Raw genomic sequence first — 25,306 nt, forward strand, 5'->3', positions numbered from 1 at the left:
GTCACTCTCCCGCGGTCTCCGTGTTCGGAGACCCTTCCTCGGCGGCGCGGGCCACCAGCTTGGTGTGCGCCGTCACCACGTGCTCGCCGTTCTCGTCGTGCAGCTCGTTGCGGACGAGCAGCACGTCGTTGCCGGCGAGCGACTTGATGTCCTCGATGTGGGAGGTGACGCTGAGCCGGTCACCGGCCCGCACCGGGCGGGTGTAGCTGAACTTCTGGTCGCCGTGCACCACGCGCGTGTAGTCCAGTCCGAGTTCCGGGTCCTCGATGACCTGCTGCGCCACCTTGGTCGTGATCGCGAAAGGGAACGTCGGCGGGGCGATCACGTCCGGGTGGCCGAACTCCCTGGCCGCCTCCGGGTCCACGTACACCGGATTCGGGTCACCGATCGCCTCGGCGAATTCGCGGATCTTCTCCCGGCCGACCTCATAAGGCCGGGTAGGCGGATAGGACCGCCCGACGAAGGACTGGTCGAGCGCCATCGGCTCGGCACCTCCTGCAACGTGAATGGTGGACCGGTTGATCAATGGACCCGGCAACAGCACGAGGCCGCCCCCGTTGTGGGGACGGCCTCGTGAATGAGCCTGATTCAGCGCGTTTCGCGGTGCGCGGTGTGCGCGTTGCAGCGCGGGCAGTGCTTCTTCATCTCAAGACGGTCCGGGTCGTTGCGCCGGTTCTTCTTGGTGATGTAGTTCCGCTCCTTGCACTCCACGCAGGCCAGCGTGATCTTCGGGCGGACGTCGGTGGCAGCCACGTGAGTGCTCCTTGACCGTGGGGCCTCCCCAGGGTGCCAAACCCTTAGGGATGGATGGATGAACGCAGAAATAGTAGCCGACCGAAGGACCGACCCCGCAATCGGCTACTGTCAGTAGCGGTGACCGGACTTGAACCGGTGACACAGCGATTATGAGCCGCTTGCTCTACCGACTGAGCTACACCGCTGCGATGCGATCGGCTCCCGCCCGGCCGAAACCGAGCAGAAACCTCACACACCAGAGCCCCAATACGGAATCGAACCGTAGACCTTCTCCTTACCATGGAGACGCTCTGCCGACTGAGCTATTGGGGCGAGCGATGAAGACATTACACGCTTGGCCGCCGAAGGTGAAATCCGTATCCGGCCGCCCGCGCAAGACCGCCTCCGGCGGCCCTTCCGCCGCCCCGGGAACCCCTCGGGGCGCGCACCGGCCCACCCCGCCCGCACCACACCGGTACGACTATTCAGCTCCTCCGCGAAGCCGTCCCCGCCGCGCCCTAGGCTCGGACCACCTTGAGTGATCTTGGCCGCGTATGCCCGCCGGCGCCCCGCCCGCGCCCCCGCGTACGCCCGCGAACCCAGGAGCGCGATGCCCGACAGCCAGCCGCAGCCGCAGCAGCCGCGCCGGCCCTCCCCGCACGGCTCCGGCCCCGAGGCCACCGCGCTGGTACTCGGCGGCGCCCGGCTCGCCGACGGACGGGTCGTGGACGTCCGGCTCAGCGGCGGACGGATCGAGGCGGTCGGCACCGCGGGCAGCCTCACCGCCGCCACCGGCCGGGTCGACCTCACCGGCTACCTGCTGCTGCCCGCACCCGCCGAGCCGCACGCGCACTGCGACACGGCCCTCACCGCCGACGCCGACGGCCCGCTCAGCGAGACCACCGAGGACATCCAGCGGCGCACCACCGAGGCCGCGCTGCTCCACCTCGGACACGGCGCGACGGCCCTGCGCAGCCATGTCCGGGTCGGCGGGGTCCACGGGCTGCGTCCCCTCGAAGCCGTACTCAGGGCGCGGCAGGCGCTGCACGGCCTCACCGACCTCACCGCCGTCGCGGTGCCCCGGGTGCTGACCGGAGTGGCCGGCGCCGAAGGGCTCGCCGTCCTGCGGGACGCGGTCCGGGCCGGCCCGGTCGTCGTCGGCGGCTGTCCCGACCTCGACCCCGACCCGACCGGCCACGTGGAGGCCGTCCTCGGCATCGCCGCCGAACACGGCTGCCCCGTCGACCTGCACACCGACGGCGCCGACCCGGCCCGGCTCGCCCGGCTCGCGGCGATGTCCGGCGGCCTGCGGCCCGGCGTCAGCATCGGCCCCTGCGGCGGCCTGGCCCGCCTGCCGCACGCGATCGCGGCCCGCGCCGCGGACCAGCTGGCCGCGGCCGGGGTCACGGTCGTCTGCCTGCCGCAGGGCGACTGCGGCGGCCTGGAGCAGCCCGGACGGCACGGCAGCCACGGCGCGCCGGGCGCCCCGGTACGGCTGCTGCGCGCCGCCGGGGTACGGGTGACGGCGGGCAGCGGGGCGCTGCGGGACACCGCCAACCCGGTGGGCCGCGGCGACCCGCTGGAGTCCGCGTTCCTGCTCGCCTCGCAGGGCGGGCTGCGCCCGGAGGAGGCGTACCGGGTGGTGTCCGCCGAGGCGCGCGCCGCGATGGGGCTCGCCGAGGTGCGGGTGGAGGCCGGTTTCCCGGCGGAGCTGCTGGCGGTGCGCGGCTCCGGCGTGGCGGCCGTGCTGTCGCTCGCCTACAGCCGGATCGTGGTGCACCGGGGCCGGGTGGTGGCCCGCACCAGCGCGGTCCGCGAGTACTGCGACTCGGCGGTCGCGGTGGCGCTGGACCTGCCGCGGCAGCTGCGGTCGCCGGGCGGCGAAGGGCAGCAGCCCCCGGCGTGACCGCCCGGCCGGGCCGGGCGGCCCGGTGGCCCGCCCGGTGGCGGCGGCGCTAGAGCTGGTCGGCGTCGATCCGCAGGCCGGAGATGCCTTCGTCGCCGGTCTCCAGGTCCCCGTACTGTTCGAACCCGGTCCCGTCGAGGGTGTCCGCCTCCACCGTGAAGTTGTCACCGGAGATGCTGTCCACCGCCAGCGCGCTCAGCCCGGCCAGCAGATCCGCGAAGTCGACCTCGGTGGCCCCGGCCGGGGCCTTGACCGGCCCGGCTTCGCCGAACTCCAGTGCCAGCGGCAGCTTCTCACCCTCCTTCAGGCCCTCGACGGCCGGCGCGAGGTCGGCGGTGACGCGGGACAGCTTCCCGTCCCGGATCGCGAAGTCGACGCTCAGCTTCTCGTCCGGCACGTCCCCGAGGTCCTCGGCGGTCGGCAGGTCGCCGCCGCCGGGGAGGCCCTCGGTGAACGGCCGCAGCGAGCCGACGATGCCGGTGAGCAGCCTCCGCGCGGAGCCGGTGGCCACCACGTGGTCCGCCCCGTCCCGGGTCCCCGCGTCGGCCAGCACCACACCCTTGACCGCCGTGAGCTCCCGCTTCAGGGCGCCGAGGTCGAAGCCCGGCCGGGGCCGGCCCGCGTCGGCGCCGGACTCCTTCCCCGCCCCGGCCCCGAGTTCGTCGAGCGCCGGGCCCATCCCGGCGGTGTCGATCTTGATCCACTTCCCTTCGAGGGCGCGCCTGATGCCGTCCCCGGCCTCCGGGAACAGCTCGTCCGCCTCGGTCGCGTCGGGCAGCGGAACGTCCGTCAGCCCGCCGATGGCGTCCGGGTCGACGCGGTAGTACGCGGTGTCGCCGATCAGCCGGTACTCGACGAGTTCGCCGTCCGCGCCGGAGACCGTGACCGCGGAGCCGACCACGTCCTTCTCGGCCGCCTCGGCGACCGGCTTCCGGGTCTGCACCGACAGCGTGACCCGCAGGCCGGCCAGGACCTCGGCCGTCTTCTCGGGCATCGGGTCCGCGCCCGGCCCGCTGCCGGTCAGCCTCACCAGCTGCTCGGGCGTCGCGTCGACGGCGAAGCTCACCGACAGTGACGTCCGGCGGCCCAGTTCGTCGGTCGCGTCCGCCAGCCGGTCACCCGGCGACGCGGTCTTCTCGTCGGGCCCGCAGGCACCGACGCCCAGGGCCAGGAGCGCCGCGCAGCCGGCGGCGGTCAGGGAGCGGCGAAGTGCGGGTACGGCGGAAATGGGGACTCCTCGGGTCGTCTCTTCGACGGTAGAGACCGCCCACGGCCGGTCAGGGTTGCACCGTGCGGCACACGGCGTACGGTCGGGATCATGCGCATTGTCATCGCTGGAGGACACGGCCGGATCGCGCTGCGGCTGGAGCGGCTGCTCGCCGGGCGCGGGGACGAGGTGGCGGGCATCATCCGCAAGCCGGGGCAGGCGGGCGACCTGCTCGCCGCGGGCGCCGAGCCGGTGGTGTGCGATCTGGAGTCCGCGTCGGTGGGCGACGTGGCCCGGCACCTGGAGAGCGCCGACGCGGTGGTCTTCGCGGCGGGCGCCGGGCCGGGCAGCGGCGCGGCCCGGAAGGAGACGGTGGACCGGGCCGCCGCGGTGCTCCTCGCCGACGCCGCCGAGCAGGCAGGGGTGCGCCGGTACCTCATGGTGTCCTCGATGGGCGCCGACCCCGAGGCACCGGACGGCGCCGACCCGGTGTTCACCGCCTACCTCCGGGCCAAGGGCGCCGCCGACGAGGCGATCCGCACCCGGCCGGGGCTGGACTGGACCATCCTCCGGCCGGGCAGGCTCACCGACGACCCCGGCACCGGCCGGGTCACCCTCGCCGGGCGCACCGGCCGCGGCGAGGTCAGCCGGGACGACGTGGCCGCGGCCCTGGTGGCGCTGCTGGACGAGGAGCGCACCACCGGCCTCACGCTGGAGCTGATCGGGGGCGACCAGCCGGTGGCGGACGCGGCCCGGGCACTCGCCACGGCCTCCTGAGCCGTCCCCGCGGGGCCCCGCCCCCGTGCCGGGACCCGACCCGCGCGGGTCCACTCGGGCCCACCGCCCCGGGCACGGTCCAGCCAGGCCCTGGCCTCCCGCACGGGTCCGCTAAGGCCCTCGACCTCGGCACCGGTCCACTCGGGCCCCTCCCGGGCCCCCTCGGGTTCGGAAGTGCGCCCGGGACCGGGGGCCGCCGGCTCCCGGCCGAACGGCCGCCCGCGGCCGTCCGCGACGCTCTCGGTCCGCGAGCCGTGCGCCCGGGCCCCGGCCGCCGGGTGGCGTGAGGTCGGCTCGGAGGAGCGTTCACGCTCGACGGCGCCGGGCCGCCCCGCTGCTGCCCGTGCCCCTCCGGGAGAGCGAGCCCGGCACCCTCCGCCCAGCCCCGCCGCCCACCGCTCCGCCACCGCCCGGCGGCCGGCCCGCAGCCCGGGGCCGCGCCCCGGAGGAGGTACCCGGCCGGCGATTCGCCCCCGGACACGGCCCTGCGGCAGAATCTGACCACGCCCGCGCAAGTGCCCTGTGTCGCAACCGCGTTGAGGCGACCACCATGGGGGGAGCGGCAGCAGTTGCACGGCGGACCCATCCCGATTCCGGGCCATCTGAAGCTACCGCCGGGACGCCGGCGTCTCCTCCAGCGACTGCGCCGGGTCTGGCGTTCCCGGAAGGCCCTCACCGGCGTCACCCAGTGGATACTGGACTGGGGCCTCCCGCTGTCCGCGGGCATGGGCCTGCTGTACTTCTTCGCCGCGCGGGCGGAGAGCCCCAGCGACGTCTACGGGGCCTTCACCCTGATCGACGCGCCCGAGCACGTGCTGCTGTGGATCGCGTCGATCGTGGGCTGGCTGCTGGTGCCCGCCATCATCGGTGGCTTCGCCGGGCACGTCATCGCCCAGCGGATCAGCCGGGTGAAGTCCATCTCGACGCACACCCTCTTCCGGCAGCGCACCCTGCGCCGGCGGATCCGGCCACCGGGGCTCATCGACGACCTGGCCCCCTACTTCCACGGGACGCACGCCCAGCAGGACTTCGCCGACGCCTGGGTCCGGGTGGCCCACCGCAACGACTGGTCCCGGGCCCAGGACCACTGGGAGGTCTTCGTCCGGGACACCATGTCGACCCAGCAGTACGCTCATCTGGACCGCCACGAGTGCCTGCGCCAGGCGCAGAACACCGGCCGGATGACTCTGCGGGTCACCGCTCGCTTCGGGCTCTGCATCGTCTGTGAAAGGAGGCGGTGAACAGTGCGCTCCGAGGATGCCGTCGAGATCGTGCGGGCCTCGCTGGCCCTGGCCTTCCCCACGGCCAGCGCCGAAGGGCTCGCCAGGGCCGCGGAGACCGTGATCCGGTGGGGGTCGGAGGACGTCGAGGAGCACCTCGACCAGCCGCTGACGGCCAGGATGCTGCTGGACCTGGCGAAGATCGCCGGGGTGGCCCTCGAGGAGCTCCGGCCGGCGGAGCGCACCTGGGACCCGGGGATGCTGCGGGAGACCGCGGCGCCGTACCGCACCTGGTCGCACAGCGAGGACATGGAGCCGCTGCCCTTCCTGCCCCGCCCCCCGGACGACCCCATGCCCCCGCGCGGTCCGGACGACCCCAACCGGTGGCCCCCACGCGGGCCGGGCGCGGCCGGCTGAAGCCCGCCGGTCCCGCCCGGCCCCGGCACCCCGCCCACCGGTCCCGCCGGGCGGGTGACCTCTCCGGCACCGATCACGCCGGCCGCCCCGGCGCCGCCAGGCGGCCCGGACCGGCCGCCCCGGGTCGCGGGCAGGGCTTCCCGGCGGACGTCACGCTCGGCGGCGCAGCGCACGAGAAAATGGCCCGTGCGCAGCGTTTCCGCTGTTCACGGGCCATCTTCTTCCTGTGGCGGCGCCAGGATTCGAACCTGGGTAGGCTAAGCCGACGGATTTACAGTCCGCTCCCATTGGCCACTCGGGCACACCGCCTGGGATGCCACCAGGATCTCCGTTCTTGCGTCGGGACTCCCTGGCAACGACGTAAACAATACCCGATGCCCCGGGGTGCTTCGCCACCGGGTTGATCTCCACTCGATCATGGCCGGGGTGGCTAGGCTGACCGGTGCGGTCCTCCCCCGGCCGGCGCGCCGGGGCCGTCGGGACCGCATCCCTGACCGATCTACGTACGAGGAGCCAACTCAATATGGCCGACTCCAGTTTCGACATCGTCTCGAAGGTCGAGCGGCAGGAGGTCGACAACGCGCTCAACCAGGCGGACCGGGAGATCTCCCAGCGTTACGACTTCAAGAACGTCGGCGCTTCGATCGCGTGGTCGGGCGACAAGATCGAGATGCGGGCCAACTCCGAGGAGCGGGTCAAGGCGATCCTCGACGTCTTCCAGTCCAAGCTGGTCAAGCGCGGGATCTCGCTGAAGGCGCTGGACGCGGGTGAGCCGCAGGCGTCCGGCAAGGAGTACAAGATCTCCGCCTCGCTGCAGGAGGGGATCTCGCAGGAGAACGCGAAGAAGGTCGCCAAGATCATCCGCGATGAGGGCCCGAAGGGCGTCAAGGCGCAGGTGCAGGGCGACGAGCTGCGGGTGTCCTCCAAGAGCCGGGACGACCTGCAGGCCATCATCGCGCTGCTCAAGGGCAAGGACCTCGACTTCGCGCTGCAGTTCGTGAACTACCGCTGACCCGCGGTCCGGTCCGCACGTCCGCCGGCCGGCGGACGTGGCGGCCACAGCGGCCCGGCGGGCCCCGGCGGTCGTCCGGGGCCCGCCGGGCCGCTGTGTGCGGCCGGGGCGGACGCGGGCCCGGCGGCCTCCGGCTCAGGACTGCCGCAGGGCCGCCGACAGCTGGGCCCGGGACCGCACGTCCAGCTTCTGGTAGATGCGGGTGAGCCGGGCCTCCACGGTCTTCACACTGAGGAACATCTTCGCCGCGGCCTCCTGGTTGCTGGCGCCCTGGCAGACCAGCCGGGCCAGCCGCAGCTCGGCCTCGGTGAGCGGGCCGGCGGTCCCCGGCACGGCGGGGGCGCGGTCGCCGCGCGGCGCCGCGACCGGCTCGGCGGTGAGCGCCAGCCACGGCCGGGCGCCGAGGCGGGTGAACACCTCGGCCGCGGCCTGCAGCGCCGTCTGGGCGGGCGCCCGGCGCCGGCGGCGGCGCTCCACCCGGGCGATGTGGATGAGGGTCCGGCCCTGGTCCAGCGGCAGGTCCCGCTCGGCGTAGCGGTGGGCGATCTCCTCCAGCCGCGCGATGGCCTCCCCGGGGTCCCCCTGGGCGGCCAGGCACATGGCCTGGGCCCGGTCCAGGCCCAGCAGCACGGTGTCCCGGCCGAGCCGCTCGGCGGTGGGGCGGGTGGCGGCGATCAGTTCGGCGGCCCGTCCGGGTTCGTCGGTGGCCACCAGCGCGAGCGCCAGTTCCTCGTGCCAGCGCACCATGGAGGGGTCGACGACCTGCTGGGCCGTCTCCAGGTCCTGCACCGAGCGCAGGGTGCGTACCGCGGCGGCGACGTCGCCGGTGATCAGCTGGATGCGGCCGAGGGCGTAGCGGTTGCGGGCCAGGAAGATCTGGTCCCGCTCCTCCTCGGACGCCTGGACCCCGCGCCGGGCGTAGCTGGCGGCCCGCTGGAAGGAGCCCCCGGCGGTCTCGGCGACGGCCGCGGCGAACCAGGCGGGCCCGGGGGACAGCCCGGCCTCCAGGGTGAGTTCCAGGGACCGCCGGGCGTGGCCGAGGGCGGCGGTGCACTGGCCGAGGCGGACCTGCACCTCGGCCAGGGTGCGGCAGACCTCGATGACGTCCTCGGCGGTCCCCCGGCGCTCCACCACCGGCAGCAGGGCGATGAGCTGGGCCCTGGCCTCGGTGAGCCGGTCGTCGAAGAGGGCGTGCCGGATGGTCAGTATCTGGGCCGGGTTGAGCGCCCCGGCGGGCCCTTCGGCGATCTCCAGGGCCCGGGCCTCGGCGAGGCTCCGCTCGGCCTCCTCGATGCCGAGGGAACGTTCCACCCGGGCGCGTACCGCGAGCGCCTTGGCCGCCGTGGAGCGGTCGCCGGCCTCCTCGGCGAGGGACGCGGCGGCGATGGCCGCCTGCCGGGACCGGCCGGGGTCGCCGTCGGCGAGCAGGTACTTCCAGGCGAGCCGGAGCTGGACGGCGGCGCGCAGCTCCAGGTCGCCGCCGGCGTCCTGGAGGGCGTGCGCGTACTCCTCGTCCAGGTCGGCCAGGCCCTGCCCGGCGGTGTCGAAGACGGCGAGCCGGGCCCGGACCCGGTCCGCCGGTGTGGCGTCGCGGGCGAGGATCGCGTTCGCCGCACGGCGGGCCAGGTCGGCCCGGCCGGCCCGGCCGGCGTCCTCGGCCGCGGTGACCAACCGGACCAGTTCGGGCCCGGGCCGGTCGCCGGGGGTGCGCTCGGTGGCGAGCAGGGCGAGTTCGGCGGCGAGGGCCCGGTTGCCGCGCAGCCGGGAGGCGGCGGCCGCGCCGGCGAGCGCGGCGGCCAGCTCCTCGTCGGCGGTGTCGCACGCCAGCGCCCGGTGGCGTACCGCGTGCACCGCGTCGTACACCGCTTCGGCGAGGGCCGCGTGACCCGCCGCGCGGGCGTGCTGGTCGGCCTCGGCGACCAGGGTGGCGCGCAGGACGTCGGCGGTGAAGGCCACCGCGCCGTCCTCGCTGAGGCTGATCAGGCCCGCCTGTTCGGCGTCGGCGAGTTCGGCGTCGGCGGCCGGCCGGCCCGCCCGGCGCAGCAGCGCGGCGGTGGGCTGGTGGGCGAGCGCGGCGAGGAACAGCGTCTCGCGCACCGGCTCGGTCACCCGGTCCAGCATGCGCCGGGCGGCCAGCCGCACCTGACCGGTGAGCGGCAGGCCGTCGGCGTGGTGGACGGACGGCCGGGCGACCTTGAGGGAGCGGCCGACGGTCAGGGCCAGCCGGGCGTTGCCGCCGCTGGCCCGGTGGATGCGGCCCGCCAGCCGGTACGGCAGGCCGTGCCGGACCAGCAGTTCGGCGACCTCGTCGGCGTCCAGCGGGGGCACCACGATGACGTCCGGGCCGCCGAGGCCGGCGACGACGTCGGTGCCCGCGTCGACCCCCGGTCCGGTGCCGTGCAGCTGCTCGACCAGGATCACCCGGAGCCGGGACGGGGCGAGGTGCAGGGCGAAGCGGAGGACGGCGGCGCTCTCCGGGTCCAGCCAGTGCGCGTTGTCCACCACCAGCAGGGCGGGGCTCGCGGCGCTGAGCGAGCGCAGCAGCCCGGCGACGGCCATCCGCAGCGCGATCGGGTCCCGGACGCCATCGGGGGGCGGCAGCTGGCGCAGGGCCACCGCGACCGCCTCGCGCTGCGGGTCCGGCAGGTCGGCGACGAGTCCGGCGGGGGTGGCGGCGAGCAGGGTCGCGGCCACCGCGCCCGGTATGTGCCGGTCGGCCTCCTCCGGGACCAGGGAGAGCACGGTCTCCCCGCGGTGCTCGGCGCGGGCCGCGGCGGCCGCGGCGAGGGTGGTCTTGCCCACCCCGGCGGCGCCGGTGAGGACGACCCGGCCGCGTTCGCCCAGGACGCGCTCCAGCCGGGCCAGCAGGTCCGCCCGGCCCACGGGCGCCTCCAGGTACGGGTTCAACGGCATGTCCACCATCCCTCGGGCCGGTGTGGTTCCTGCCGGAGAGGATACGGACCGGGCCGGCCGGGTCCGTGGCCGCGGCCGCAGGTCACCGGCGGTCACCGGGCGGTGGCGGGCCCTTCGGGTCCCGCGGGGCCCTCGGTGGTGCCGGGGGACGGTGGGGGTGGTGGGGGTGCTGGGGTGGCGGGAGGACGGTGGTGGTGTCCGGGTGACGGCCCCGCGGCCGGGGCGGGCGGGGCCGCCTAGGGTGGACGGACGGCGCCGGGCCCGGTCGGGGGGTACCCGGCCGGGCCCGGCGGTCGTCGGGGTCGGTGACGCCTCGGGCGCGTCCCGCCGGGCCCCCCGTCGGGGTCGCCGTCCGGGCTCGCGCCGTCAGCGCTGCTCAGGGTTGCCGTCAGGCGAAGGTGAGGCTCCAGGCGTCCAGGTAGCCGGTGTCGCCCGCCACCCGGTCGGTGACCTTCAGCTTCCACGTCCCGTTGGCCGCCTCGGAGGAGGCGTCGACGGTGTAGACGGTGTTCAGGTCGTCCGCGCTGTCGTTGCTGACGCCCTTGAGGTTGCGCACCGTCCCGTCCGGTGCGATCAGGTCGATCGCCAGGTCGCCCCGGTAGGTGTGCTTGATGTCGACGGCGACCTTGAGGGCGGCCGGGGCGTTGCCGGTCCGGCCGGTGACGCTGATCGACGAGGTGACCCCGGTGGTGTTGCTGTCCGGGATGTTCAGGTTGTCGGTGTTGCCGAAGGTGGCGCCACCGGGCGGGGTGGTGCCGCCGCTCACCGCGGCCACGGTCTTGGTGGCGTCCGCGATACCGGCGCCGCAGCCCTCGGTGCAGGTACCGGGCAGCGCGCGGGCGTTGTCCTTCAGCGCCTGCTCGACCTGGGCCGGGGTCAGGTCCGGCTTGGCGGAGATCATCAGCGCGGCGAGGCCGGCGATGTGCGGGGCGGCCATGCTGGTGCCCTGGTACGGCTTGTAGTTCTCACCGGCCGGCGTGGAGGTGCCGGCGTTCAGGGTGGAGAGGATGCCGTTCTCGGGGGTGGTGACGGTGCCCGGGGTGTCGGTCGCCCGGCGGGTCTCACCGCCCGGCGCGGAGACGTCGACGGTGCTGCCCCAGTTGGAGTAGAACGCCTTGTCCCCGGTGCGGTTGGTGGACGCCACGTTGATGACGTTGGCGCATCCGGCCGGCTGGAACCCGGCGGCGTCCTTGTTGCTGTTGCCCGCGGACACCACGACCGACGTCCCGCGCTTCACCGCGGCGTTGATGGCGTTCTGGTACGTGCTGGAGCAGACGCTCGCGCCGCCCAGGCTCATGTTGATGACCTTGGCGGGGGTGGGGTTGGCGGGAACGCCGGGGACCGAGCCTCCGGACGCCCAGGTGATGGCGTCGGCGATGTCGATGGAGCTGCCACCGCACTTGCCGAGCACCCGCACCGGCTGGATCTTCGCCCCGTAGGCGACGCCGGCGACGCCCTTGCCGTTGTGGGTCACCGCGCCGATGGTGCCCGCGACGTGGGTGCCGTGCCAGGAGGAGGTGCTCGCCTTGGAGTCGGTGCCGCACTCGCCGGCCGCGCTCCAGTCGCCCTGGTCGGCGGGGTTGCTGTCGCGTCCGTTGTTGTCGCGGGCCCGGGCGGCGTCGGAGATGAAGTCGTAGCCGGGCACGATGTTCGCGGCCAGGTCGGAGTGGGCGACGTACCCGGTGTCGAGCACCGCGACGGTGGTGTTGGCACCGGTGCTGGTGGTCCAGGCGCCGGGGACGTTCATGCCGCCGGTGGGCTCGAAGAGGTCCCACTGCTTGGCGTATTCGGTGTCGTCCGGGGTCGCCATCGCGTAGGCGAAGGTCTCGGGCTCGACGTAGGCCACGTCGGAGTCGGCCTTGAACGTCTCGATGACATCGGCGAGTTCGGCCTTGGAGGTCTTGCCGCCCAGGTCGATCACGGCGGCACCGGTGCCCAGGCGGCGCTCGAACGTCAGCTCCTCGCCCGCCTTGCGGCCCTTGGCCGCCGCGTCGGAGGTGACGGCCTTGTCGGACCGCGCCTCCTCGGACTTCGCCTGGTAGCCGACCACCAGGCGCTCGGCCGGGCGGTTGGCGGGCGCGTCGCCGGCCACCGACTGCGAGACGGGCGCCGGCTTGGGCGCGGGGGCCGACGGCGCGGCCAGGGCCACGGAGGAGGCGGCCGTGACACCCGCGAGGGTGGCGCAGGCGGCCGCGATGGATATGAGTCTTCGCCTTGATTCGGTCAAGGGAGTCCCTTTCGAGAACTGCTCCGGGGTGGGGGAAGCAGCGAAAAATGGGGGGTGAAGGGTGCTCATCGGCAGGCGGCGTTGCCGGCCCTGACCGGTGGTCTCCGCATTGCTCATGAACCTGACAGGAGGAGACATCTCCGGCGCCCGTCGTGGGGGACGGAGGCGGAGGCTTCCCCGGTGCCAGAAGCGGAGACCACCGGTGGGCAGACAGTAGGCAGCGCGAAGATGACGCCGATACGGGGAAAACCCTCGCGGGTCACGAGGGTCGGGCGTCAGGGCGCCTGGACCGGCCCGAACCGCGGGCGGCGGTCATCGTTCGCGCCGGGGCGCTCGCTCACCGTGACCGGAACGGACCGGCCGGCCGTGACGGCGGACGCGGGGACGTCCGGAATGCGGGGATCATAGTCCGGAAGCCGGAGTCCGAGAAGAGCCTGCCCCGCCGCGCCACGGACGCGGCCGAGGGCGCCAGGACGGCGGAACGGCTGGGCAGCGGGGTGGCGCGCCGGGAAGCGGGGCCCGCCCGCGGCGGGAAAGGGTGCGGGCCCACCCGGGAGGCTCCGGAAGAGCGCACGTGCCCCGGGGCACCGCCCGTCGCGCCGACGGCCCGGCCGCCCGGCCCGAAAGGGGCGCCCGGGCCGCCGCCCGGGAAGGGGGCGCGGGGCGCGGGTCCGCCGGCCGGCTACCAGCCTCGCTGCGCGAACGGCGTGTCCGAGCGGACGATCTCGTGCCCCAGCGGGGTCAGCGAGATCGGGATGAGCTTGAAGTTCGCCAGCCCCAGCGGGATACCGATGATCGTGATGCACAGCAGCAGCCCGGTGACCACATGGCCCAGCGCGAGCCACCAGCCGGCCAGCACCAGCCAGAGCACATTGCCGACACAGGACGGCGCTCCGGCGTCCAGCCGGGGGATCGCCATACGCCCGAAGGGCCACAGGGCGAACAGGGCGATACGGAACGACGCGATGCCGAACGGGATGCCGATGATCGTGATGCACAGCAGCAGCCCGGCGACCACATAGGCGCAGGCCAGCCAGAAGCCGGAGAGCACCAGCCAGATCAGGTTGAGAAGTGTCCTCATTGTCGCGGCCCCGCCATCTGTTCGAGCCGGGCGATGCGCTCGGCCATCGGTGGATGGGTGGAGAAGAGCTTGGCCATGCCCGCGCCCCGACGGAACGGGTTGGCGATCATCATGTGGCTGGCCGTCTCCAGCCGCGGCTCCGGGGGCAGCGGCCGTGCCTGGGTACCCGCCTCCAGCTTCCGCAGCGCACTGGCGAGGGCGAGCGGATCACCGGTGAGCTGGGCGCCGGAGGCGTCGGCCTCGTACTCGCGGGACCGGCTCACGGCCAGTTGGATCAGCGAGGCGGCGAGCGGGCCGAGGATCATGATCAGCAGCATGCCGAGGAGGCCCGGCCCCTCGTCGTCGTCGGAGCGGCCTATCGGAATCAGCCAGGCGAAGTTGACCAGGAACATCACCACGGAGGCGAGGGCGCCGGCCACCGAGGAGATCAGGATGTCCCGGTTGTACACATGGCTGAGCTCATGGCCGATGACCCCGCGCAGCTCGCGCTCGTCGAGCAGGCGGAGGATCCCCTCGGTGCAGCAGACCGCCGCGTTCCGCGGGTTGCGGCCGGTGGCGAAGGCGTTCGGCGCGTCGGTCGGGGAGATGTAGAGCCGGGGCATCGGCTGCCGGGCGGCGGTGGAGAGCTCTCGCACCATCCGGTAGAGCTCCGGTGCCTGGAACTCGCTCACCGGCCGTGCGCGCATGGCCCGAAGTGCCAGTTTGTCGCTGTTCCAGTAGGCGTACGCGTTGGTGGCCAGGGCCACGAAGACCGCGATGATCAGGCCGACGCGCCCGAAGAGGCTGCCGATCACGATGATGAGGGCGGACAGTCCCCCGAGGAGTACGGCGGTCTTGAGCCCGTTGTGCCGACGGTGCACGGTACGCCCTCCAATTGACGCGGCAGGGGAACCCTTTGCCTGGTATGCCCACCTTCCAGTGGACCCTCCTGATCTGGACAACGCCAGATGGAAGGCGCGGGTTCCCTGACGCGGACCGGGCGCGATTAGGCCATCGGGGTGAGCCGGAGGACCGCCGGCTCACCCCCTGCCGGACGGTGACCGGCGCGGCTCCACCGGCCCGCGGCGGGCCGGTGGAGGGGCGCGGCACGCGGGTCCGGTGGGGGCGGGGGCGTCTTCCTAGAAGAGCGTGCCGGAGGCGAAGTGCAGCACCAGCTGCGGCGCCCCGGACAGCGCCACCGCGAGCAGCGCGGCGAGGCCGATGGCGGCGGCCAGCGGCGCCGGCACCCGCGCCCCGGCGTCCGGCACCGCACCGGCGGGAGCGGCGGACGGCTCGGGGGCCGCCGCGCCCCGGGCGCCGACGGGCACCGCCGCCGGTTCCGGCACCACGGCCGGTTCCGGGGCGACCGCCGGTTCCGGGGCCATCGCCGGTTCCGGACGGCCGCGGAAGAGGACCGCCGTCCACTGCAGGTAGTAGTAGAGCGCGATCACCACGTTGGCGGCCATCACCACCGCGAGCCAGCCCAGTCCCGCGTCGACCGCCGTGGAGAAGACCGCCACCTTGGCGAAGAGCCCCACGATGCCCGGCGGCAGGCCGGCCAGGCAGAGCAGGAAGAAGCCGAGGCAGAGCGCGGCCAGCGGGCGGGAGGCGTACAGCCCCCGGTAGTCGTCGATCCGGTTGGCCGGACGGGACCGGGCGACCAGCGCGGCGACCCCGAAGGCACCCAGGTTCACCGCCGCGTACATCAGGCCGTACGCCACGGTGGCACCGACGGCGTGCGCCGCGTCCCGGCCGGTGTCGGCGTACCCCGCGGCGGCCACCGGGACCAGCAGGTAGCCGGCCTGCCCCACGGACGACCAGGCGAGCAGCCGCACCGCACTGTGCGCGCGGTCCGGGCGCTGCCGGAGCGCGGCGACGTTGCCCGCGGTCATGGTGAGCGCCGCGAGCACGGCCAGGGCGGGGCCCCAGACCTCGTCGTAGGCGGGGAAGGCGAGCACCGTCACCAGGATGATGCCGGTGAAACCGACCGCCTTGCCGACCACGGACAGGTAGCCGGCCACCGGGAGCGGGGCTCCCACATAGGTGTCCGGCACCCAGAAGTGGAACGGGACGGCGGCCGTCTTGAAGGCGAAGCCGACCAGGGTCAGCGCGACCCCGGTCTGCGCCAGCGTCTCCAGCCGGGGGTCGACCCCGGCCAGTCCGTCGGCGACGGCGGCCAGGTGCATGGTGCCGGTCGCGGCGTAGACGAAGCTCACGCCGAGCAGGGTGACGGCGGTGGCGGTGACCGAGGAGAGGAAGAACTTCAGCGCCGCCTCGGCCGAGAGCCGGTCCCCGCGCCGCAGCCCGACCAGCGCGAAGGACGGCAGCGAGGCCACTTCGAGGGCGACGATCAGGGTGGCGAGATCCCGGGACGCGGGCAGCAGCAGCGCGCCCGCGACCGCGGCGAGCAGCAGGAACCAGAACTCTCCCGCGGGCAGTCGCAGATCCGCCACCGGGTCGATCGACAGCAGCGCCGCGAGCAGGGCGCCGCCGATCACCAGCAGCTGGACGGCGATGGTGAAGTCGTCGGCGACATAGCTGCACAGGCCCTCGTCGCCGGGGGTGGTGAGGCAGAACGTGCTGCGGTCGCCGTCGAGCAGGGGCAGCAGCGACAGGCCGGCCAGCACGATCCCGGCCACCGAGACCCAGCCCAGTACCGGCTTGCGCCGCTCGGGCAGGAACAGGTCGGCGACCAGCACGGCGATGGCCGCGACGGCGGCGATGGTGGGCGGGGCGATCGCGGCCCAGTCGACCGACTGGACGAGGTTCGCGGCACTGACGGTCATCAGTTGCCTCCTGCGAGGAGCTGCTGCACTGCCGGGTCGGAGAGGCCGAGGAGGACCGCGGGCCAGAGCCCGGCGACCAGGGTGAGGGCCACCAGCGGGGTCCAGGCCGCGAACTCGTGCCCGCGGACGTCGACCGGGTCGGAGGGAGCCGTGGCACCGGCGGGGCCCGTACCGGACGGGCCGCCTGCACCGCCACCGGACGGGCCGTCCGGCAGGGCGGCCGCGGCGGCCGGTCCGCCGTCCGGCAGGCCGGCGATCGGTGCCGCCGCGCTCCGGCCGCCCGGCTCCCCCATGCACACCCGGCGCACCACGACCAGCAGGTACGCGGCGGTGAGGAAGGTGCCGAAGGCCGCGAGGGCGAGATAGGTGAGGTACGCGGGGCGGCTGAGCCCGGCCGCCGGTTCGTACGCCCCGAACATGGCCAGCATCTCGCCCCAGAACCCGGCGAGCCCGGGCAGTCCGAGGGAGGCGACCGCCCCGAAGGCGATCAGCCCGCCCAGGCGCGGTGCCCGGCCGTACAGCGCGGCGCCGGTACGGCCCGCGAGCTGGTCGAGGTCGGTGGTGCCGTAGCGGTCCTTCACCGCGCCGACCAGGAAGAACAGCAGGCCGGTGATGAGACCGTGGGCGATGTTGGCGAACAGCGCGCCGTTCACCCCGGTCGGCGTGAGGGTGGCGATGCCCAGCAGCACGAAGCCCATGTGGCCGACGGACGAGTAGGCGACCAGTCGCTTGAGATCACCCTTGGCGCCGGGGCGGGCGAGCGCGAGGCAGGCCAGCGACCCGTAGATGATCCCGACGACCGCGAACGCCGCCAGGTACGGCGCGAAGGTGTGGGCGCCCTCCGGGGCCATGGGCAGCACGATCCGCACGAACCCGTAGGTGCCCATCTTCAGCAGCACGCCGGCGAGCAGCACCGAGCCGACCGTGGGAGCGGCCGTGTGGGCGTCCGGCAGCCAGCTGTGCAGCGGCCACATCGGGGCCTTCACGGCGAGTCCGATGCCGATCGCGAGGACCGCGACGAGCTGGGTGGTGTGGCTCAGCCGGTCCCCGTTGTCGGCGGCGAGCGCCACCATGTCGAAGGTGCCGCCCTTGAGCCCGATGAGCAGCAGGCCCAGCAGCATCACGACCGAGCCGAGCAGCGTGTACAGGATGAACCGCCAGGCGGCCCGCTCCCGGTCGGCGCCTCCCCACCGGTTGATGAGGAAGTACATCGGGATCAGCACCATCTCGAACGCCAGGAAGAACAGCATCAGGTCCAGCACGGCGAAGCTGGCCAGGGTGCCGCACTCCAGGAGCAGCAGCAGCGCCACGAAGGCCTTCGGGGACGGGCCGGCGGGCATGGACCGGTAGCTGTAGACCGCGCACAGGAAGGTCAGCAGCGCGGTCAGCACCAGCAGCGGCAGCGAGACGCCGTCCACGCCGAGGTGGATGCGGATGTCCAGGGCCGGGATCCAGCTGAGGTCGGTCTGCGCCTGCATCCGGGCCGGGTCGTCGTGGTCGAACCCGGCGGCCAGCGCGACGGCGGCGGCCAGCACGGCACCGGTGACGGTGACCCCGTGCCGCAGGACGGCCTGGTCCGGGTCGCGGCCGCGCAGCCCGGGCGGGGCCGGGAAGAGGGCGGCGACCGAGCCGAGCAGCGGGAGCACGACGACCGCCGCGAGGAGGAGCTGCAAGGTGGTGTGGTTCACGGGTCAGGCTCCGGCTGCGACGAGGACGGCGGCGACGGCCAGGACGAGGGACCCCGCGAGCAGTGCGCCGAGGTAGGTCTGCACATTGCCGGTCTGGGCCCGGCGGACGGCCGCGCCCAGCCAGCGGGGTGCGGTGCCCGCGCCGCGTACGTAGGTCTCCACGACCTCGCGGTCGAGGAAGCGGACGAGCCGGGCGGCGGCCCGGACCGGCCGGACGAACAGCGCGCCGTACACGGCGTCGAGGTGGAAGCCGGCGGCCGCGTGGCGGTGCAGCGGGCCGAGGAGGAGACGGCCGGGGTCCGCCGGGTCGCGGGCCGCGGCGATGTCGCCGTACACCTCGTCGTGCGTCGCGATGGCCTCCGCCTCGGAGGCGGCCGGCTCGGCGTGCGGGTGCGCGAGCACCGCGCCCAGCGGCACCCCGGCGGCCAGGGCGGTGGTGTGCCGCCAGGCCGCGTAGGTGACGAGGGCGCCGACCACGGCGAGGCCGGTGCCCAGCAGCGAGGTGGCCGCGGTCGGGTCGAGCGAGCGGCCGTCGAACCAGTCCGGCAGCACGCCGAAGAGCAGGCCGGAGGCGAGGGCGGGCACCGCCAGGACCCACAGCACCACGTTCATCACGGCCGGGATCCGCACCGGGTACGTCCGGTCCGGGGCACTCGCCGCGCCCGCCGGCAGGGGGGCCTTCCCGGCCCGCCCGGGCGAGCCGGTCAGCAGCCACAGCCGGGTCGCGTACCCGGCGGTGAGCAGCGCGGTGGCGAGTCCGGCGATCAGCACGGTCCAGCCGACCGCGGCGGGCACGCCCGCCTCGTGGCCGAGCGCGGTGTGCTCGGCGGCGCCGAGCACCGCCTCCTTGGAGAAGAACCCGCTGAACGGCGGCAGCGCGGCGAGCGCGAGCAGGCCGATGGTCAGCGTCCAGAAGGCGTCCGGGGCCTTCTTGGCGATGCCGCCCATCCGGGTCATCGCGGCGAGCGAGTTCGTCCCGGCGGCGTGGATGATCACCCCCGCGGCCAGGAACAGCAGCGCCTTGAACGCGCCGTGGCTGATCAGGTGGAACACCGCCGCGTCGCGGTCGCCGACGGCCAGCGCGCCGGTCATGTAGCCGAGCTGGCCGATGGTCGAGTACGCGAGGACCCGTTTGATGTCGTCCTGGGCGAGCGCCGCCAGCGCCGAGCCGATCATGGTGACCGCGGCCATCACCGCGAGCACCGCCAGCGCGGCCGCGGAGGCGGTGAAGACCGGCAGCAGCCGGGCGATGAAGTAGACGCCGGCCGCCACCATCGTGGCGGCGTGGATCAGCGCGGAGACCGGGGTGGGGCCGGCCATCGCGTCCGGCAGCCAGGTGTGCAGCGGGAACTGGGCGGACTTGCCCGCCACCCCGGCCAGCAGCAGCAGCGCGATCAGCGTGGGGTGGTCGAGCTGGAAGTCGGAGGCGGTGGACGTCAGCCGGGTGTGGATCACGCTGATCCGGAAGGTGCCGACCTCGGTGGCGAGCGCGAAGATGCCGATCAGGAACGGCACGTCACCGAGCTTGGTCACCAGGAACGCCTTGAGCGAGGCGGACCGGGCGGCGGCGGTCTCCCAGTAGTGCCCGACCAGGAAGTACGAGCAGATGCCCATGACCTCCCAGCCGACCAGCAGCACGATCAGGTCGTCGGAGTAGACGACCAGCAGCATCGCGGAGGTGAACAGGGAGACGAAGGCGGTGTACGAGGCGTAGCGCGGGTCGTCCCGCAGATAGCCGGTGGAGTAGACCTGCACGGCGGTGGCCACCACGCCGACGAGCACCGCGACCAGTGCGGCGAACCCGTCGACGTGGAACGCCAGGTCGACCGGGATGGAGCCGGTGTCCGCGAGCCGGGTGGACGCGTTCACCGGGTCTCCCCCGCCCTGCCGGGCGGCGACGATCACCGCGAGCACCGCGGCGGCCGCGGTGGGCAGGACCGCCAGCGGCCGGGCGAAGCCGGGGGCGCGGCGGCCCAGCAGCAGGCTCGCGAACGCGCCGAGGAACGGCAGCAGCGGGACGAGGACGGCGGTGGTCGTGATCGTCACGCGGTGGCCTCCGCCTTCTGCTCGCCGCGGCCCCCGTCCGCCGCACCGGCGGCTTCGGGCCTCTCGGCGAGGTCGGTGAGCTTGTCGACGTCGGAGGTGCCGCGGTTGCGGTACACCAGCAGCACGATGGCCAGGCCGATGCCGATCTCGGCGGCGGCGATGGCGATGATGAACAGGGTGAGCGCCTGGCCCGCGTGGAGGGTGTCGCGCAGCCAGACGTCGAAGGCGACCAGGTTGAGGTTGACGGCGTTGAGCATCAGCTCCACCGACATCAGCACCAGGATCGCGTTGCGCCGGGCGAGGACGCCGTACAGGCCGGTGCAGAACAGCAGCACGGCCAGCACGGCCGGATAGGCGAGATGCATCAGCGCTTCTCCTTGCCCGGGGCGCGGCCGGCACCGCCGGGCCGCGCGGCCGGACCGTCGTCTTCGGGGGAGCCCTGCGCGCCGGAGCGGCGGGAGAGGACGATGGCGCCCACCAGCGCGGCCAGCAGCAGCACCGACAGCGCCTCGAACGGCAGCACCCAGTGCCGGAACAGGCTCACGCCGGTCACCTCGGTGGAGCCCTGGACGGCCTCATCGACGTCGATCCAGGTGGCGCGGAACGCGTCCACCACGACCCACACCAGGGTGCCGGCGGCGGCCAGGGCCACCGCGAGCGCCACCCAGCGGTTGCCCGAGTCGGCGTCCGGTGACCGGCCGATGGGCGCCTTGGTGAGCATCAGGCCGAAGAGCAGCAGGACGACCACCGAACCGACGTAGATCAGCACCTGGACCCAGGCGATGAACTCGGCGGTCAGCAGCAGGTACTCCACCGCCAGCCCGCCGAGCGTCACCACCAGCCAGAGCGCGGCGTGCACCAGCTGCTTGGTGGTGACGGTGATGACGGCGGCGCCGAGGGTGGCGACCGCGACCAGCAGGAAGACGATCTCCACGCCGGTCGGGGAGAGGAAGCCGTGGGATGCGGCGGCGAGGGTCACGCGTCGCCCTCCTGGGGTCGCCCGTTCTCGGTGCCGCCGTGCTCCGCCGGCCCATCGGCGCCGGATCCGGCCCCGGCGGCCGCCTCGGCCTCCGCGGCGGCGGCCAGCTTCTCCGCGGTCTTGCGGGCCGCGGCGATCTCCTTCGGCTCCTCCGCGGCCGGATCGAGCGCGGGCGGCGCCGGCACCGTCCACATCCACTCGCGGAGCTTGTCGCGCTCGTGGGTGAGGTCGCGGATGTCGGTCTCGGCGTACTCGAACTCCGGCGACCAGAACAGCGCGTCGAACGGGCACACCTCGATGCAGATGCCGCAGTACATGCAGAGCGAGAAGTCGATGGCGAACCGGTCGAGCACATTGCGGCTGCGCTCCCGGCCACCCGGCGCGGCGGGCGGCATCGTCTCCTTGTGGGAGTCGATGTAGATGCACCAGTCCGGGCACTCCCGGGCGCACAGCATGCAGACCGTGCAGTTCTCCTCGAACAGCCCGATCACCCCGCGGGTGCGCGGCGGCAGCTCGGGCAGCACCTCGGGGTACTGCGCGGTCTGGGTCTTCTGCGTCATCGTGCGCAGCGTGACGGCCAGCCCCTTGGCCAGCCCGGAGCCGGGGATCGAGAAGCGGGACATCAGGAGATCACCACCTTGATCACACCGGTGAGCGCGATCTGGGCCAGGGCGAGCGGAATCAGTACGGTCCAGGCGAGCTTCTGCAGCTGGTCCTCGCGGAGCCGGGGGTAGGTCACCCGCAGCCAGATGACCACGAAGGCGAGCGCGCCGGTCTTCAGCAGGGTCCACAGCCAGCCCAGGCCGTCGGGGTCCGGGCCGTGCCAGCCGCCCAGGAAGAGCACCGTGGTCAGCGCGCACAGCACGACGATGCCGGCGTACTCGGCGAGCAGGAACAGCGCGAAGCGCAGCCCGGTGTACTCGGTGTACGCGCCGAAGATGATCTCCGAGTCGGCGACCGGGGCGTCGAACGGCGGGCGCTGCAGCTCGGCGAGTCCGGCGGTGAAGAACACCAGGCCGCCGACGATCTGCCAGGGCACCCACCACCACTCGAAGGCCTCGACGATGCCGGGCAGCGAGACCGTGCCGGCCGCCATCGCCACCGAGGCGGCGGTGAGCAGCATCGGCAGCTCGTACGCCATCAGCTGCGCGGCCGTCCGCAGACCGCCGAGCAGCGAGAACTTGTTGGCCGAGGCCCAGCCCGCCATCAGCGAACCGAGCACGCCGATGCCCATCACGGCGAGCACGAAGAAGATGCCCGCGTCCACGAACCGGCCGACCGCGTTGTCCGGGCCGATCGGGATGGCGACGAGCACCAGCAGGTACGGCAGCAGCGCCACGGCGGGCGCCAGCTGGAAGATCCGGCGGTCCGCCCCCGCCGGGACCACGTCCTCCTTCTGCGCGAACTTCACCCCGTCGGCGACCAGCTGCGCCCAGCCGTGGAAGCCGCCGGCGTACATCGGGCCGAGACGGCCCTGCATATGGGCCATGACCTTGTGCTCGGTCTGCCCGATGACGAGCGGGAACACCAGGAAGACGAGGAAGACGGCGAGCAGTCGCAGGGCGACGTCGAGGACGTCGTTCGTCACGTGCCGCCTCCTTCGGTGCTGTCGGTGCTGTCGGCGCTGTCGGCGCTGCGGGGGCTTTCGGGGCCGTTGGGGCTCTCGGGGCCGTTGGTGCTGCCGGGGCCGTGGGGGCTCTCGGGGCCGGTTTCCGGGCCCACCGGCTTTTCCGGCGACTTCTCCGGTTCCCGCGCCGGTTCCGATGTCGCTTCCGGTGCCGGTGCCGGTGCCGGTGCCGGTTCTGGTGCCGGTTTGCGCGTCGGTCGTTCCGCCGCCGGTTCGTCGAAGGACGGGCGGGCGTGGTGCCAGGGGGCGTCCGTGGAGCGGCCGCCGGGACCGGCCGGGCGCTCCCCGGCGGACGGTCCGGCCGGCGCCCCGGCCGCGCCACCGCGCCGCGCTGCGCCGTCGCCGGAGGTGTCGGCGGTGGGCCGCGCCTCCTCGGAGCCGCCCGGTTCGCGTCGCTGGCTGGCCGACCCTTCCCCGGCGCTGCGCGTACGCCGCGCCGGGCGGCCCGCCGCGGTGCCGGGCGGCCCGCCTGCCTCGGGCGGGGTGGCCGCGCCGGGTGACCCGGCGGCCTGGGGTGACGTGGCTGCGTCAGGCGTGCCGGGGCCCGCCGCGGCGCCCTCGGGACGCTGGCTGGCCGAACCGGCGCCGGCCGTCCGCATCCTGCGCGCCGGACGTTCACCCGCCGCGGCACCGGCCGCGCGGGCGCCCCGTGCCGGCCGGGCGGGGGCGGGCGGCAGCTGGCCCTTGAGTGGCCCCCAGTCGTTGGGGTCGGGTACGCCGGGCGGCAGCATCTGGCGCCGCTTGGGGCCGTGCGCCCCCGCCGCGGGCTCCCCGGGCTCCTTGGCGCCCGGCCATGCCTTGGCGACCCGCGCGGCCAGCACGAAGTCCTTGCGCAGCGGATGGCCTTCGAAGCTCTCCGGCAGCAGCAGCGGCGCGAGGTGCGGGTGCCCGGTGAAGTCGACCCCGAACATCTCGTGCGTCTCGCGCTCGTGCCAGGCGGCGCCGGCGTACACGCCGGTGGCGGTGGGCAGCGCCGGGGCCTGGTGCGGCACGGTGGTCCGCACCAGCAGCCTGCGGACGGCCGGACCCGGCTCGCCCGGCCGGGCGAGCGCCACGACGTGCGCGGCGACCCGGAACCCGGTGCCGGGCTCGTCGACCGCGCTCAGCCAGTCGAAGTAGGTGCACTGGAGCGTGTCCCGGGCGGTCTCCAGCGCGGTGAGCCAGGCGTCCGCGGGCACGTCGACCGTGAGCAGGTCGTACGCCTCCTCGGCGGTGGCCCCCGGGCCGAAGATCGCGTCGGCGGCGGCGGGCAGCCAGCCCACCGGCGACGCGGCCGGGGCGTCCGGGCCCGCCGTGGACCCGTCGCCGACGGGACGTTCGTCGGGCGAGGTCATCGCCGGTCCTCCCGCTCGGGCCGGGGCTGGTCCCCGGCTGCGGACGGGGCGCCGGTGCCCGTGCCGGTCCCCGGGGCCGGCGGCGGGGCGACCAGGCCGCTGCGGAGGGCGGCGGTGGACGGCCGGGCCGCGTCGCCGCCCGTCCGGTACCGCTCGGCGAGCGACTCGTCCGCGATCTTCTCCTGGAGTTTGAGGATGCCCTGCAGCAGTGCCTCCGGGCGGGGCGGGCAGCCCGGCACGTACACGTCCACCGGGATGATCTGGTCGACGCCCTTGGTGACCGCGTAGGAGTCCCAGTACGGGCCGCCGCAGTTGGAGCAGGCGCCGAAGGAGATCACGTACTTCGGCTCGGGCATCTGCTCGTACAGCCGCTTCACCGCGGGCGCCATCTTGTCGGTCACCGTGCCGGAGACGATCATCAGATCCGCCTGGCGCGGTCCGGGCGCGAACGGGATCACGCCGAGCCGGATGAAGTCGTGGCGGGCCATCGAGGCGGCGATGAACTCGATCGCGCAGCAGGCCAGACCGAAGTTGAAGACCCACAGGCTGTAACGGCGTCCCCAGTTGAGGACGACCTTCATGGGCTCCGGCGCGAGGCGGGAGAGCACGCCCAGCCGCTTGGGTTCGGGCAGCAGTTCCGGCGCCGCGGGGAGCGCGGGGTCCCCGGCGGCGGGAGTCACGGGGTTCGAGCGGGTCACGTCCATTCGAGGACGCCCTTCTTCCATGCGTAGAGGAGACCGACGGCGAGGAAGCCGAGGAAGAGGAACATCTCTACCAGTGTCGTCCCGCCGAAGCCCGGTGCGGCGAACACGGTCGCCCAGGGGAACAGGAAGATCGCGTCCACCGCGAAGATCACGTAGAGGAACGCGTAGACGTAGTAGCGGATCTGGGTGTGCGCCCAGCCCTCGCCGACCGGGTCCACTCCGCACTCGTAGGTGAGCATCTTCTCCTGCGTCGGCACCACCGGCCGCAGCAGCCGCCCTCCGACGAACGCCACCGCCACGAAGAGCACACCGATGACGCCCAGCAGGCCGACCACCGAGTAGTCCCGGAAGTAGTCGGCCGCCAACTGGACGTGGTGGGCACCCGTGATGCGCGCGCTCGTCGCCTCCGGCACGTCCGCCCCTCGCTCCCTGTCCTGCCTGTCTGGCCTGCGGTTCGTCGAGGTCAGGTGCTCGACGATCGGTACGCACGGGAGTCTAGGCCCTGCCGCTGAAGGCCGAGAGGGCTGTCCGGCATGCGGAGCGGCCTGTCTGCCATGCGGAGCGCGGTGTCCGGAAGACGACGGCGCCGGGGCCGCGGAAGGACGACGCCGGAGCCGGGAAGGGGCAGGAAAGAGAGAGGGCGGGAGGAGGGCGAGGGGAGGAGAAGG

General features: G+C 74.1%; 22 protein-coding genes and 3 tRNA genes. 5 read left to right on the forward strand and 20 right to left on the reverse strand.

The annotated features are described in order from the left end of the window. Position 1: 1 nt before the first annotated feature. The 4 genes from ACH4B3_RS05295 to ACH4B3_RS05310 all read right to left on the reverse strand — a co-directional run bounded on the left by ACH4B3_RS05295 (position 2) and on the right by ACH4B3_RS05310 (position 1,068). Complete coding sequence (locus ACH4B3_RS05295; RefSeq protein ID WP_398461338.1) at positions 2-481, reverse strand: MaoC family dehydratase N-terminal domain-containing protein; 480 nt, start codon at positions 479-481, stop codon at positions 2-4. Between the two features lie 107 nt (positions 482-588). Beyond that, on the reverse strand, positions 589-753 hold the full coding sequence (gene rpmG, locus ACH4B3_RS05300) for a 50S ribosomal protein L33 (protein WP_004571794.1): 165 nt from the start codon (positions 751-753) through the stop codon (positions 589-591). A gap of 115 nt (positions 754-868) precedes the next feature. Then, positions 869-941 (reverse strand) — tRNA-Met (locus ACH4B3_RS05305). Between the two features lie 54 nt (positions 942-995). After that, positions 996-1,068: transfer RNA gene (locus tag ACH4B3_RS05310), tRNA-Thr, on the reverse strand. A 277-nt stretch (positions 1,069-1,345) separates the two neighbouring features. On the opposite strand from ACH4B3_RS05310, the gene ACH4B3_RS05315 reads away from it, so the two are divergent. Continuing rightward, positions 1,346-2,641, forward strand: a complete 1,296-nt coding sequence (locus ACH4B3_RS05315) for an amidohydrolase family protein (protein WP_398461339.1) — start codon at positions 1,346-1,348, stop codon at positions 2,639-2,641. A gap of 49 nt (positions 2,642-2,690) precedes the next feature. On the opposite strand, the gene ACH4B3_RS05320 is transcribed toward ACH4B3_RS05315, so the two are convergent. Then, positions 2,691-3,707 (reverse strand): hypothetical protein, encoded by a 1,017-nt coding sequence (locus ACH4B3_RS05320; protein WP_398461340.1) that lies wholly within the window; start codon positions 3,705-3,707, stop codon positions 2,691-2,693. A 252-nt stretch (positions 3,708-3,959) separates the two neighbouring features. Here ACH4B3_RS05320 and ACH4B3_RS05325 point away from each other — a divergent pair, with 252 nt between their 5' ends. The 3 genes from ACH4B3_RS05325 (at position 3,960) to ACH4B3_RS05335 (ending at position 6,262) form a co-directional block, all read left to right on the forward strand. Further along, positions 3,960-4,625 (forward strand): SDR family oxidoreductase, encoded by a 666-nt coding sequence (locus ACH4B3_RS05325; RefSeq protein WP_398461341.1) that lies wholly within the window; start codon positions 3,960-3,962, stop codon positions 4,623-4,625. A gap of 569 nt (positions 4,626-5,194) precedes the next feature. Further along, complete coding sequence (locus tag ACH4B3_RS05330; protein WP_398461342.1) at positions 5,195-5,866, forward strand: DUF6313 family protein; 672 nt, start codon at positions 5,195-5,197, stop codon at positions 5,864-5,866. Positions 5,867-5,869: 3 nt separating this feature from the next. After that, entirely contained in the window at positions 5,870-6,262 is a 393-nt protein-coding gene (locus tag ACH4B3_RS05335) for a hypothetical protein (protein WP_398461343.1), read from the forward strand. A gap of 227 nt (positions 6,263-6,489) precedes the next feature. Here the strand turns inward: ACH4B3_RS05335 and ACH4B3_RS05340 are convergent. Continuing rightward, positions 6,490-6,571, reverse strand: a tRNA-Tyr gene (locus ACH4B3_RS05340). 214 nt (positions 6,572-6,785) lie between these two features. Here ACH4B3_RS05340 and ACH4B3_RS05345 point away from each other — a divergent pair. Beyond that, positions 6,786-7,274 carry a YajQ family cyclic di-GMP-binding protein gene (locus tag ACH4B3_RS05345; protein WP_398461344.1) on the forward strand — a complete coding sequence of 163 codons (489 nt, stop codon included), beginning with the start codon at positions 6,786-6,788 and terminating at the stop codon, positions 7,272-7,274. Positions 7,275-7,409: 135 nt separating this feature from the next. On the opposite strand, the gene ACH4B3_RS05350 is transcribed toward ACH4B3_RS05345, so the two are convergent. The 14 genes from ACH4B3_RS05350 to ACH4B3_RS05415 all read right to left on the reverse strand — a co-directional run bounded on the left by ACH4B3_RS05350 (position 7,410) and on the right by ACH4B3_RS05415 (position 25,051). Continuing rightward, positions 7,410-10,187 carry an AAA family ATPase gene (locus tag ACH4B3_RS05350; protein ID WP_398461345.1) on the reverse strand — a complete coding sequence of 926 codons (2,778 nt, stop codon included), beginning with the start codon at positions 10,185-10,187 and terminating at the stop codon, positions 7,410-7,412. A gap of 388 nt (positions 10,188-10,575) precedes the next feature. Continuing rightward, positions 10,576-12,414, reverse strand: a complete 1,839-nt coding sequence (locus ACH4B3_RS05355; protein WP_398461346.1) for a S8 family serine peptidase — start codon at positions 12,412-12,414, stop codon at positions 10,576-10,578. 682 nt (positions 12,415-13,096) lie between these two features. After that, a complete protein-coding gene (locus ACH4B3_RS05360; RefSeq protein ID WP_398461347.1) occupies positions 13,097-13,495 on the reverse strand; it encodes a YccF domain-containing protein in 399 nt (132 codons plus the stop codon). Further along, entirely contained in the window at positions 13,492-14,355 is an 864-nt protein-coding gene (gene htpX, locus ACH4B3_RS05365) for a zinc metalloprotease HtpX (protein ID WP_398461348.1), read from the reverse strand. The genes ACH4B3_RS05360 and htpX overlap by 4 nt, the downstream gene beginning before the upstream one ends. A gap of 258 nt (positions 14,356-14,613) precedes the next feature. Beyond that, a complete protein-coding gene (locus tag ACH4B3_RS05370; protein ID WP_398461349.1) occupies positions 14,614-16,260 on the reverse strand; it encodes an NADH-quinone oxidoreductase subunit N in 1,647 nt (548 codons plus the stop codon). Then, the gene (locus ACH4B3_RS05375) at positions 16,260-17,948 is read right to left on the reverse strand and encodes a NuoM family protein (protein WP_398461350.1); all 1,689 of its coding nucleotides are present in this window, start codon (positions 17,946-17,948) and stop codon (positions 16,260-16,262) included. Before ACH4B3_RS05375 ends, ACH4B3_RS05370 begins: the two co-directional genes overlap by 1 nt. 3 nt (positions 17,949-17,951) lie before the next feature. After that, complete coding sequence (locus ACH4B3_RS05380) at positions 17,952-19,994, reverse strand: NADH-quinone oxidoreductase subunit L (RefSeq protein WP_398461351.1); 2,043 nt, start codon at positions 19,992-19,994, stop codon at positions 17,952-17,954. Continuing rightward, positions 19,991-20,359: an NADH-quinone oxidoreductase subunit NuoK gene (gene nuoK, locus ACH4B3_RS05385; RefSeq protein WP_398461352.1), complete on the reverse strand. Its 369-nt coding sequence runs from the start codon at positions 20,357-20,359 to the stop codon at positions 19,991-19,993. Before nuoK ends, ACH4B3_RS05380 begins: the two co-directional genes overlap by 4 nt. Further along, complete coding sequence (locus ACH4B3_RS05390; protein WP_398461353.1) at positions 20,359-20,973, reverse strand: NADH-quinone oxidoreductase subunit J; 615 nt, start codon at positions 20,971-20,973, stop codon at positions 20,359-20,361. Before ACH4B3_RS05390 ends, nuoK begins: the two co-directional genes overlap by 1 nt. Continuing rightward, positions 20,970-21,596: a NuoI/complex I 23 kDa subunit family protein gene (locus ACH4B3_RS05395; protein ID WP_398461354.1), complete on the reverse strand. Its 627-nt coding sequence runs from the start codon at positions 21,594-21,596 to the stop codon at positions 20,970-20,972. The genes ACH4B3_RS05390 and ACH4B3_RS05395 overlap by 4 nt, the downstream gene beginning before the upstream one ends. Then, positions 21,596-22,561 carry an NADH-quinone oxidoreductase subunit H gene (locus ACH4B3_RS05400; protein WP_398461355.1) on the reverse strand — a complete coding sequence of 322 codons (966 nt, stop codon included), beginning with the start codon at positions 22,559-22,561 and terminating at the stop codon, positions 21,596-21,598. Before ACH4B3_RS05400 ends, ACH4B3_RS05395 begins: the two co-directional genes overlap by 1 nt. Beyond that, the gene (locus tag ACH4B3_RS05405; RefSeq protein WP_398461356.1) at positions 22,558-23,934 is read right to left on the reverse strand and encodes an NADH-quinone oxidoreductase subunit C; all 1,377 of its coding nucleotides are present in this window, start codon (positions 23,932-23,934) and stop codon (positions 22,558-22,560) included. Before ACH4B3_RS05405 ends, ACH4B3_RS05400 begins: the two co-directional genes overlap by 4 nt. Next, complete coding sequence (locus tag ACH4B3_RS05410; RefSeq protein ID WP_398461357.1) at positions 23,931-24,638, reverse strand: NADH-quinone oxidoreductase subunit B; 708 nt, start codon at positions 24,636-24,638, stop codon at positions 23,931-23,933. Before ACH4B3_RS05410 ends, ACH4B3_RS05405 begins: the two co-directional genes overlap by 4 nt. Then, positions 24,629-25,051: an NADH-quinone oxidoreductase subunit A gene (locus ACH4B3_RS05415; protein ID WP_398461358.1), complete on the reverse strand. Its 423-nt coding sequence runs from the start codon at positions 25,049-25,051 to the stop codon at positions 24,629-24,631. Before ACH4B3_RS05415 ends, ACH4B3_RS05410 begins: the two co-directional genes overlap by 10 nt. Positions 25,052-25,306: the final 255 nt, after the last annotated feature.

Source organism: Streptomyces sp. NPDC018031, from assembly GCF_044327625.1.
GTDB lineage: Bacteria > Actinomycetota > Actinomycetes > Streptomycetales > Streptomycetaceae > Streptomyces.